This is a genomic window from Burkholderia sp. HAN2018, from assembly GCF_024704855.1.
GTDB lineage: Bacteria > Pseudomonadota > Gammaproteobacteria > Burkholderiales > Burkholderiaceae > Burkholderia > Burkholderia cepacia.
The window spans coordinates 19,948-30,470 of the sequence record NZ_QOBB01000070.1; the positions used below are offsets into that span (position 1 = coordinate 19,948).

The following is a 10,523-nucleotide window of genomic DNA, read 5'->3' on the forward strand; positions in this document are numbered from 1 at the left end:
TCATGCTCCCAGTTCCTGGCGCTGACGGCGCAGGTGCGCGGGCAGCTCCTTGTAGACGTCGTCGAACATCGAGGCCGGCGACGGAATCCGGTCGTCGGCCAGCGTGCCGAATTTCTCCGCTTCCTTCTGCGCGGCGATCACCTCGGCCTCGAGCTCGGCCGTCAACGCTTCGTGCGCGCTGTCCGACCAGATGCCCTTGACGATCAGGTGGCGCTTGAAGCGTTCGACAGGATCGCCGAGCGGGAAATGGGACCAGTCGTCGCTCGGCCGGTACTTGGTCGGATCGTCCGACGTCGAATGCGCGCCCGCACGATAGGTCACCCACTCGATCAGCGTCGGGCCGAGGTTGCGGCGCGCACGTTCGGCCGCCCAGCTCGACGCCGCGTAGATCGCGAGGAAGTCGTTGCCGTCGACGCGCAGCGACGCGATCCCGCAGCCGACGCCGCGCCCCGCGAACGTCGTGCCCTCGCCGCCCGCGATCGCCTGGAACGTCGAGATCGCCCACTGGTTGTTGACGACGTTCAGCACGACCGGCGCGCGGTACACATGCGCGAACGTGAGCGCGGTGTGGAAGTCGGATTCGGCCGTCGCGCCGTCGCCGATCCACGCGGACGCGATCTTCGTGTCGCCCTTGATCGCCGACGCCATCGCCCAGCCGACCGCCTGGATGAACTGCGTCGCGAGGTTGCCGGAAATGGAGAAGAAGCCCGCGTCGCGGTCCGAGTACATCACGGGGAGCTGGCGGCCCTTGAGCGGGTCGCCCTCGTTCGACATCAGCTGGCAGATCATGCGCTCGAGCGGCACGTCGCGCGCGATCAGGATGCTCTGCTGGCGGTAGGTCGGGAAGCACATGTCGCCGTCGCGCAGCGCCATCGCATGCGCGGTGCCGATCGCCTCTTCGCCGAGGCTCAGCATGTAAAAGGAGATCTTCTTCTGGCGCTGCGCGATCATCATGCGCGCGTCGAAAATGCGGGTCTTGAGCATCGCGCGCAGGCCGGCGATCAGCCGTGCATCGTCGAGATCCGGTGCCCACGGGCCGACCGCCTTGCCGCTGTCGTCGAGCACGCGCACGAGGCTGCGGGCGAGATCGGCGGTGTCCGCCGCGGCAACGTCGATCGGCGGGCGGCGAACCGCACCGGCCGGCGATAGATGCAGATAGGAAAAGTCCGTCTTGCAGCCCGGGCGCCCGGTGGGCTCCGGCACATGCAGACGCAATGGCTCTGACAGGCTCATCGTGTCGTCTCCACGCTCGATTGTGTCTCACGCTGTTTGGGAACGCGCGACCGGTTGCCGGCCTGCGCGTGGGCTGACGGGCGGATAAGCACGTCAACCTTCAAAATTTATGCCCTGCGGCGACGGACGTCGATGCCCAAGCCGCTCGATCGCGGTGAGCAGATTTGCCATGACGGGCGTCGGCGGGTCATCGGCACGGCAGGCGGGGTAAGCCCATGATGCGTTTGCGGCGCTGCGGTACCCGGCACGCAGCGCCGCGGCATCGGCGCCGGCCGGATCGGCGCACCCGGGCTGCATGACGACACGAAGCAAAAGACCCCGCGAAATCCTGGAGATCCGCGGGGTCTTTTGTCATCCGTTCGGGCGTGTCAGCGCGCCCTTGGCGATCGTTGCAGCGTGCGACGGATCATGCGTCGGGGCGAAACAGGTCGAACCGGCTGTCGGGCTTGACGTGCACGTAGGCCGACGGGCCGCCCGCGCGCAGAATGATGCCGGCGCCGAACGTGTCGAAGAGGCCGTCCTTCAGCAGATCCTGCCGGATATGAACGGCGACGACCTCGCCGAGCACCAGCGACGCCGGCGTTTCCACGCCCTGGTGATCGCGCAGGCGAATCACGTCGGTCACCTTGCATTCGAAGTTGACCCCGCTTTCCGCCACGCGCGGCACGTCGACCAGACGCGACGGCACGGCGGTCAGGCCGCCCAGCTCGAACTCGTTCACGTCGTACGGCACCGCGGCACACGTCTGGTTCATCCGCTCGGCGAGCTCGCGCGTCGCGAGGTTCCATACGAACTCGCCGGTCTCCTGCACGTTGCGCAGGCTGTCCTTCGCGGCGACGCTCGAAAAACCGATGATCGGCGGACGGTAGTTGAATGCGTTGAAGAAGCTGTAGGGCGCGAGGTTGACCGTACCGTCGCTGCCGCGCGACGAGATCCAGCCGATCGGGCGCGGGCCCACGATCGCGTTCAACGGATCATGTGCAAGGCCGTGGCCTTGCGACGGTTCGTAATAGTGGTGGGTCGAATCGGTCATGACGAGCGGTCTTGCGGGATGCAAACTGCGTTGGATTCCATCGGCGCATCACACGTGCCGATGACGGTAACGGCGTTCAGGACGACGTGCGCGGCCAGTATCACACGGCGTCGCATTCGCTGCCTCGAAGGGCCGCTGGACGCAGACGAACCGCAAGGCGGAGTCGCGCGGGTCGAACGACCGGACAAAGGCAGCGCGACAACGGCAACGTTCCACGCTCACGCGTCCGGACGCACCAAAAACAAAAAACCCGCGAGCGCATGGCTTCTCGCGGGCTTTCGTACCGTCATCGAATCGCGCTGAAAGCGATCGTGGTGCCGGGGACCGGACTCGAACCGGCAAGCCAGTTAAGGCGGCGGATTTTCGTCACACTGCTTCTTTCAAAGCCGGCGTCGCGGACGCGATGCCGTTCGTGCGCTGGACTATGCCTTCACCGTCGCGCGCGGGCGTGCCTGCTGCCCATGCGCCTTAGGCGCCCCCCGTCTAGTCTCTACACCTTCCTCGCGGATGCCGCGAGGCTTGGCTCGGCGTTGCCTCGATGCGCGCATCAGGGGTTTCGCCGAATTTGAAGGGTTCTGCACCGACCGTTTCCGGCCGGGCACTCAATCTTTTAAGTCCGCTATGTTTACCAATTTCATCACCCCGGCAAGAGGGCGGACGCGATTCTACCATTGCTTGCGCATGCGTTCCCTTATTCTGCGCCGCCGCATGGCGACATCTCCCGGCGCCGCACGGATTCATCCCGTGCAATCGACGCCGTAACAGGGCCGCCCGCGATTTTCTCCCGCGCCGCAACATCCCCGATACAATCGAACCCGCGTCGTCCGACGGCCCCCATCCGTCCGATGTTTGTGTCGTGCTTTTTTGCGAAACAGGCATCGCTTGCGTCATCGCGAAGTCACAAACGTTTTCGATAATTTCCCTGCCGAAAACGTTTACATCGCGCTAGTTAATGACCTCGACCATCAAGGACGTCGCTGCCCTCGCGGGCTTCTCGATCGCCACCGTCTCGCGCGCGATCAACGCACCGCATACCGTCAGCCCCGCCACGCTGCAGACCATCCGCACCGCGATCGACACGCTGCAATTCCGCCCGAGCCCGCTCGGCCGGCAACTGCGCGGCGAGCGCACGCGGCTCGTCGGTGTCGTCGTGCCGACGCTGTCGAACCCCGTGTTCGCCGACTGCCTGCAAGGCATCGACGAGCTCGCGACCGCGGCCGGCTTCAAGCTGATCCTGATGACGACCGAATACGATGCGGCGCGCGAGCGTCACGCGATCGAGACGCTGCGCGAGCAGCGCGTCGAAGGGCTGATCCTCACCGTCGCCGACGCGGACACGCACCCGCTGCTCGACATGCTCGACCACGAAGGCCCGCATTACGTGCTGATGCACAACGACACGCAGCGCCGCCCGTCGGTGTCGGTCGACAACCGCAGCGCCGCCTATGACGGCGTGCGCCTGCTGACCGCGCGCGGTCACCGCCGCGTGCTGATGCTGGCCGGCTCGCTCGCCGCGTCGGATCGCGCACGCCAGCGTCATCTCGGTTATGCGCAGGCACTCGAGGAAAGCGGCGTCGCCACGCTGCCGCCGGTGGAAGTCGACTTCAACGCGCCCGAGCTGCCCGACGCGGTGCTCGCGCATCTCACCGCACACGCGACGCGCCCGACCGCCCTCTTCTGCAGCAACGACCTGCTCGCGATGGTCGTGATGCGCGGCCTGCGCCGCGCGGGCTTCTCGATCCCGGACGACCTGTCGGTGCTCGGCTTCGACGGGATCGCGATCGGCGAACTGCTCGCGCCGCCGCTCGCGAGCATCGCGACGCCGAACCGCGACATCGGCCGCCACGCATGGCAACGCCTCGTCGAATGCATCGGCGGCGCGGCGATCGAACGCTCGTCGCTGATCCTGCCGCACGTGGTGCGCGACGGCGCAACCGTCGCGCCGCCGGCCACCGACCTGCAACTGCGCAAGGCCTGAACGCGCGCACCGCCCCTAACTGCCTCACCCCAGCGCCTCACATTCGCCCGGAGACCTACCGTGTCCTTTCGCCTGACCTCGCTGCTGCGCGCGCTCGCAGCTCCCGTCGCCTGCGCCGCGCTCGTCGCCGGCGCGCCCGCCGCCCACGCCGACGAAACGGCGATCTGCTACAACTGCCCGCCCGAATGGGCCGACTGGGCCGCGCAGATCGCCGCGATCAAGCAGAAGACCGGCATCCGCGTGCCGTTCGACAACAAGAACTCGGGCCAGTCGATCGCGCAGCTGATCGCCGAGCAGAAGAGCCCGGTGGCCGACGTCGTCTACCTCGGCGTGTCGTCGGCGTTCCAGGCGAAGGACAAGGGCGTGATCGCGCCGTACAAGCCCGCGCACTGGAACGACATCCCCGCGAACCTGAAGGACCCGCAAGGCTACTGGTTCGCGATCCACTCGGGCACGCTCGGCTTCTTCGTGAACAAGGACGCGCTCGACGGCAAGCCGGTGCCGCGCTCGTGGGCCGACCTGCTGAAGCCGGAATACAAGGGCATGGTCGGCTATCTCGACCCGTCGAGCGCGTTCGTCGGTTATGCGGGCGCGGTCGCCGTGAACCAGGCGCTCGGCGGCAGCCTCGACAACTTCAAGCCGGCGCTCGACTGGTTCCGCAAGCTGAAGGCGAACGCGCCGATCGTGCCGAAGCAGACCGCGTATGCGCGCGTGCTGTCGGGCGAGATCCCGATCCTGCTCGACTACGACTTCGATGCGTATCGCGCGAAGTACAAGGACAGCGCGAACGTCGAGTTCGTGATTCCGAAGGAAGGCACGATCGCGGTGCCGTACGTGATGAGTCTCGTGAAGGGCGCACCGCACGACGCGAACGGCAGGAAGGTGCTCGACTTCGTGTTGTCCGACGAAGGCCAGAAGCTGTGGGCCAACGCGTACCTGCGCCCGGTGCGCGCACAGGCGCTTGGCGCCGACGTCGCGTCGAAGTTCCTGCCGGCGAGCGAATACGCCCGCGCGAAATCGGTCGACTTCGGCAAGATGGCGGCCGGCCAGCAGGCATTCGGCCAGCAGTACCTGCAAGTGATGCAGTAAGCGCCAGGACGCAACCGATGCTCGACCTGACTTTCCCGCTGCGCTGGCGCGTCGCGCTCGTCGCGCCGGCGCTCGCGGTGTTCGCCGCGTTCTGGCTGCTGCCGATGGCGGCGCTCGTCCGGGTGTCCGCCGACGGCGCGTTCTTCCCGCACTACGCGGCCCTGCTCGGCAATGCACGCTACATGAAAAGCCTCGGCGAGACCGTCGCGCTCTCCGCGGGTGTCACGCTCGCGACGCTCGCGCTGTCGACCGTCTCGGGCCTCCTGCTCGCGCGCCGCGAATTCGCGGGCAAGCGCGTGCTGCTCGCGCTGCTCACGTTCCCGCTCGCGTTCCCGGGCGTCGTGGTCGGCTTCATGGTGATCATGCTCGCCGGCCGGCAGGGGCTGATCGGCATGCTGTCCGCGAAGCTCACCGGCGACAAATGGGTGTTCGCGTACTCGGTCGCCGGGCTGTTCGTCGGCTACCTGTATTTCTCGATTCCACGCGTGATCGTCACCGTGATCGCGGCCGCGTCGAAGCTCGACGCGTCGCTCGAGGAAGCCGCGCGCTCGCTCGGCGCGTCGCCGTGGCGCATCTTCGTCGACATCGTGCTGCCGGCGCTCGCGCCGGGCCTGATCGCCGCCGGCGCGATCTGCTTCGCGACCGCGATGGGCGCGTTCGGTACCGCATTCACGCTCGCCACCGACCTGAACGTGCTGCCGATGACGATCTACACCGAGTTCACGCTGAACGCGAACATCGCGACGGCGGCCGGCCTGTCGATCGTGCTCGGCATCGTCACCTGGGCCGTGCTCGCGCTCGCGCGCCGCTTCACCGGCCACACCGCCGCCGCCGCGGCCTGAGGATTCCCGCATGCAATCGCTTTCCGGCTCTTCCGCGCCGTCGCCTTCACCGGCACCGGCTCCCGCGCAGGTGAACGGCATCGCCCGCCGCGCACCGCGCGTCACCGGCGCGCGCATGATCGCCGCGCTGCAATGGGGCGTCACGCTGCTGCTGTGCGCGTTCCTGATCGTGCCCGTCGTGATGTCGGTGCTCGCAGGCCTCACCGTCAACTACTTTCGCGGCCTGTCGAGCGGCCTCACGCTGCGCTGGCTGGAACAAGTGTGGCAGCAGTATCACGGCTCGGTCGCGCTGTCGCTCTACGTCTCGTTCGCGACGCTTGCGATCGTGCTCGTCGTCGGCGTGCCGGCCGGCTATGCGCTCGCGCGCAGCAAGCACCGCGTCGCACGCGCGATCGAGGAGGCGCTGGTGCTGCCCGTCGCGCTGCCCGGCCTCGCGTCGGCGCTCGCGCTGCTGGTCGTCTACGGCGGCTTCACCGCGTTCCGGATGAGCCTGTGGTTCATCGTCGCCGGCCACGTCGTGTTCACGCTGCCGTTCATGGTGCGCGCGGTGGCAGCCGTCGCGGCCGGTGCCGACCTGCGCACGCTCGAGGAAGGTGCGGCCAGCCTCGGCGCATCGTTCGTCACGCGCTTCGTCACGATCGTGCTGCCGAACCTGCGACCCGGCATCGTCGCGGGCGCGCTCGCGGTGCTCACGCTGTCGATCGGCGAATTCAACCTCACGTGGATGCTGCACACGCCCGACACCAAGACGCTGCCGGTCGGCCTCGCCGATACCTATGCGTCGCTGCGCCTCGAAGTCGGCAGCGCGTACACGATCCTGTTCCTGCTGATGACGCTGCCGCTGCTCGTCGCGATGCAGTGGCTCGGCGTCGATCCATCCGGCACGCGTGCGCTCAAGAAGCGCCCGCGCTGAATTTCTCGCAGACATGAAACTCGATTCCACTCCCATCACCCTGACCCGCTGCGCGAAGACCTTCCGCGGCACGCGCGTGCTCGAACCGCTCGACCTGTCGATCGGCGCGGGCGAAACGCTCGTGCTGCTCGGGCCGTCGGGCTGCGGCAAGACGACGACGCTGCGCCTGATCGCGGGCCTCGACACGCCGGACGCCGGCGGCACGATCGCATTCGGCCATGACGACGTCACCGCGTTGCCGATCGAGCGCCGGCAGGTCGGCATGGTGTTCCAGAACTACGCGCTGTTTCCGAACCTGACGGTGCGCGGCAACGTCGGCTACGGGCTGAAGATCCGCAAGACCGAGCCGCGCGCGCTGCGCGCGCGCGTCGACGAGCTGCTCGCGATGATGCGGCTCGACGCGCATGCGGACAAGCCGGTCGACCAGCTGTCGGGCGGCCAGCGCCAGCGCGTCGCGCTGGCCCGCGCGCTGGCGGTGCGGCCGCGCGTGCTGCTGCTCGACGAGCCGCTGACCGCGCTCGACGCGAAGCTGCGCGACGTGCTGCGTCGCGAGATGAATGCGCTGCTGCGCGAGCTCGGCGTGACGACGGTCTACGTGACGCACGACCAGGCCGAAGCGATGGAGCTCGGCGACCGGATCGTCGTGATGGGCGCGGGCCGCATCGAGCAGATCGGCACGCCGCGCGACATCTACTACCACCCGGCGAACCGCACGGTCGCGCAGTTCATCGGCACGCTGAACCGGCTCGCCGGGCAGTGGCGCGACGGCACGCTGGTGACCACGGGCGGCGCGGTCGCCACGCCGCACGCGGCCGACGAATGGTTCTTCCGCCCCGAGGATGCGCAACTCGCCGATCCCGCGCATGCGCCGCTGCGCGGCGCGGTCAGCGCGTGCGCGTTCCTCGGCGAGCGCACGCGGCTCACGATCGAGCACGCGGCCCCCGATGCGCTCGTGATCGACGTGCCGGGCCGCATCGCGCTCGCACGCGGCACGGCGGTCGGCCTCGCGATCGCACCGGAAGGCCTGATCGCGCTCGGTGCGTAATCCATCGTTCGGGCATCATTCATGCAGCCCCCCACCGCGACGCGCGACGCCGCCGCGACAACAACCAGACGATTCCGAGGAACGACGATGCTGCTTGCTCAAATCAGCGATCTCCACATCAAGCGTCCGGGCCAGCTCGCGTACCGGCGCGTCGACACGGCGGCCGCGCTCGCGCGCTGCATCGACAGACTGAACGCGCTCGTGCCGCGCCCCGATGCCGTGCTCGTCACCGGCGACCTCACCGACTTCGGCCACGATGAAGAGTACGGCAACCTGCGCGGGCTGCTCGCGGCGCTCGAGATTCCGTACTACCTGATGATCGGCAATCACGACGACCGCGCCGGGCTGCGCCGCGCGTTTGCCGATCGCGCCGAGCTGCAGGATGGCGAATTCGTGCAGTACGCGCTCGACGTCGGCGCGGTGCGCGTGCTCGCGCTCGATTCGCAGGTGCCCGGCGCAAGCCACGGCGACCTGTGCGACGCACGGCTCGCATGGCTCGCCGCGCAGCTCGACGCCGCGCGCGACCGGCCCGTGATCGTCGCGCTGCATCACCCGCCGTTCGCGGCGGGAATCGGCCACATGGACAAGCTGCGCCTCGCGCCCGCCGCCGCCGCGAAGCTCGACGCGTTGCTGCGCGCTCATCCGAACGTCGAGCGCGTGCTGTGCGGCCACGTGCATCGCACGATGTTCACGCGCTTCGGCGGCACGCTCGCGTCCGCGGTGCCGTCGCCCGCGCATCAGGTCGCCTTCGACCTGCGAACCGACGCGCCGTCTGCATTCCGGCTCGAGCCGCCGGCGTTCGCGGTTCACCGCCATGCGCCCGATACGGGGATGACGTCGCATCACGTGTATGTCGATGAAGGCGCCGGGCCGTATCCGTTCTACGAGCCGACGGGCGAGCTGGTCGATTGACGGGGTGAAGCGCGCGCGATGACGGGCGGCGGACGGCCGGTTTGCCGGTTTGCCGGTTTGCCGGTTTGCCGGTTTGCCGACTCTGCCGGCTTTACCGGTCCGCCGCGCGCCCGGCAGGATTCACGCCGCTCCGGTATGATCGGCAGCCTTGACCGGCGCCCCGCGCGCCTGCGCACCCGACGCGTGCGCCGCGCGCCGCGCCGCCCCACTCCGTCCGCGCAGCCATGTCCACCGCCCCCACCGACCATCCGACCGACGCCGCCTCGCCCCACTATTCGCGCAGCCTGCTGTTGCTGCTCGCGACGATCGCGGGCGTATCCGTCGCGAACATCTACTACAACCAGCCGCTGCTCGACAGCTTCCGCTCCGCGTTTCCCGACGGCGCTTCGTGGATCGGCGCGGTGCCGACCGCGACGCAGCTCGGCTATGCGGCCGGCATGTTCCTGCTCGCGCCGCTCGGCGACCGCTTCGACCGCCGCCGGCTGATCCTGATGCAGATCGCCGGCCTGTCGGTCGCACTGATCGTCGCGGCCGCCGCGCCGTCGCTGGCCGTGCTCGCCGTCGCGAGCCTCGCGATCGGCGTACTCGCGACGATCGCGCAGCAGGCCGTGCCGTTCGCCGCCGAGATCGCGCCGCCGGCCGAGCGCGGGCACGCGGTCGGCACCGTGATGAGCGGCCTGCTGCTCGGCATCCTGCTCGCGCGCACCGCCGCCGGCTTCGTCGCCGAATATTTCGGCTGGCGCGCGGTGTTCGCCGCGTCGGTCGCGGCGCTCGTCGCGCTCGCCGCCGTGATCGTGCTGCGGCTGCCGCGCAGCTCGCCGACGTCGACGCTGTCGTACGGCAAGCTGCTCGGCTCGATGTGGCATCTGGCAGTCGAACTGCGCGGGCTGCGCGAGGCGTCTTTGACGGGCGCCGCGCTGTTCGCGGCATTCAGCGCGTTCTGGCCCGTGCTCACGCTGCTGCTCGCCGGCGCGCCGTTCCATCTCGGCCCGCAGGCAGCCGGCCTGTTCGGGATCGTCGGGGCGGCCGGCGCCCTCGCGGCGCCCTACGCGGGCCGCTTCGCGGACAAGCGCGGCCCGCGCGCGATCATCTCGCTCGCGATCGCGCTGCTCGCGCTGTCGTTCGTGATCTTCGCGCTGTCGGGCTCGAGCCTCGTCGGGCTCGTGATCGGCGTGATCGTGCTGGACGTCGGCGTACAGGCCGCGCAGATCTCGAACCAGTCGCGCATCTATGCGCTGAAACCCGAGGCGCGCAGCCGCGTGAACACGGTGTACATGGTGTGCTATTTCATCGGCGGCGCGCTCGGCTCGTCGGCCGGTGTGGCCGCATGGCACGCGTTCGGCTGGATCGGCTTGTGCGCGACCGGGCTGGCGTTCACCGCGCTGGCGGGCTGGTTCCACCATCGCGGCGGCCGGCGCGACTGAACGCGACCGGCCACGGCAGCGTCACGCGTCGGTGCGGGGCGCTGCCGGCTCGGC

9 protein-coding genes are annotated in these 10,523 nt (G+C 69.0%); 7 read left to right on the forward strand and 2 right to left on the reverse strand.

What is annotated here, in order from left to right; all coding sequences use genetic code 11:
• Together DPV74_RS19160 and DPV74_RS19165 are read right to left on the reverse strand one after the other, a co-directional pair.
• Complete coding sequence (locus tag DPV74_RS19160) at nt 1-1,233, reverse strand: 3-methyl-2-oxobutanoate dehydrogenase (2-methylpropanoyl-transferring) subunit alpha (RefSeq protein ID WP_027787930.1); 1,233 nt, start codon at nt 1,231-1,233, stop codon at nt 1-3.
• A gap of 406 nt (nt 1,234-1,639) precedes the next feature.
• Nucleotides 1,640-2,266 (reverse strand): flavin reductase family protein, encoded by a 627-nt coding sequence (locus tag DPV74_RS19165; protein ID WP_060086530.1) that lies wholly within the window; start codon nt 2,264-2,266, stop codon nt 1,640-1,642.
• A gap of 952 nt (nt 2,267-3,218) precedes the next feature.
• Here DPV74_RS19165 and DPV74_RS19170 point away from each other — a divergent pair.
• The 7 genes from DPV74_RS19170 (at nt 3,219) to DPV74_RS19200 (ending at nt 10,469) form a co-directional block, all read left to right on the forward strand.
• On the forward strand, nt 3,219-4,244 hold the full coding sequence (locus DPV74_RS19170) for a substrate-binding domain-containing protein (protein ID WP_027787932.1): 1,026 nt from the start codon (nt 3,219-3,221) through the stop codon (nt 4,242-4,244).
• A gap of 60 nt (nt 4,245-4,304) precedes the next feature.
• Nucleotides 4,305-5,333 (forward strand): ABC transporter substrate-binding protein, encoded by a 1,029-nt coding sequence (locus DPV74_RS19175; protein ID WP_119337779.1) that lies wholly within the window; start codon nt 4,305-4,307, stop codon nt 5,331-5,333.
• Between the two features lie 17 nt (nt 5,334-5,350).
• The gene (locus DPV74_RS19180) at nt 5,351-6,175 is read left to right on the forward strand and encodes an ABC transporter permease (RefSeq protein ID WP_060357387.1); all 825 of its coding nucleotides are present in this window, start codon (nt 5,351-5,353) and stop codon (nt 6,173-6,175) included.
• Nucleotides 6,176-6,185: 10 nt separating this feature from the next.
• Complete coding sequence (locus tag DPV74_RS19185; protein ID WP_119337780.1) at nt 6,186-7,088, forward strand: ABC transporter permease; 903 nt, start codon at nt 6,186-6,188, stop codon at nt 7,086-7,088.
• Nucleotides 7,089-7,101: 13 nt separating this feature from the next.
• Nucleotides 7,102-8,133: an ABC transporter ATP-binding protein gene (locus DPV74_RS19190; protein WP_060173785.1), complete on the forward strand. Its 1,032-nt coding sequence runs from the start codon at nt 7,102-7,104 to the stop codon at nt 8,131-8,133.
• A gap of 87 nt (nt 8,134-8,220) precedes the next feature.
• Entirely contained in the window at nt 8,221-9,045 is an 825-nt protein-coding gene (locus DPV74_RS19195) for a phosphodiesterase (RefSeq protein WP_021159580.1), read from the forward strand.
• Nucleotides 9,046-9,269: 224 nt separating this feature from the next.
• On the forward strand, nt 9,270-10,469 hold the full coding sequence (locus DPV74_RS19200; protein ID WP_059695516.1) for an MFS transporter: 1,200 nt from the start codon (nt 9,270-9,272) through the stop codon (nt 10,467-10,469).
• The last annotated feature ends 54 nt before the right edge of the window (nt 10,470-10,523 follow it).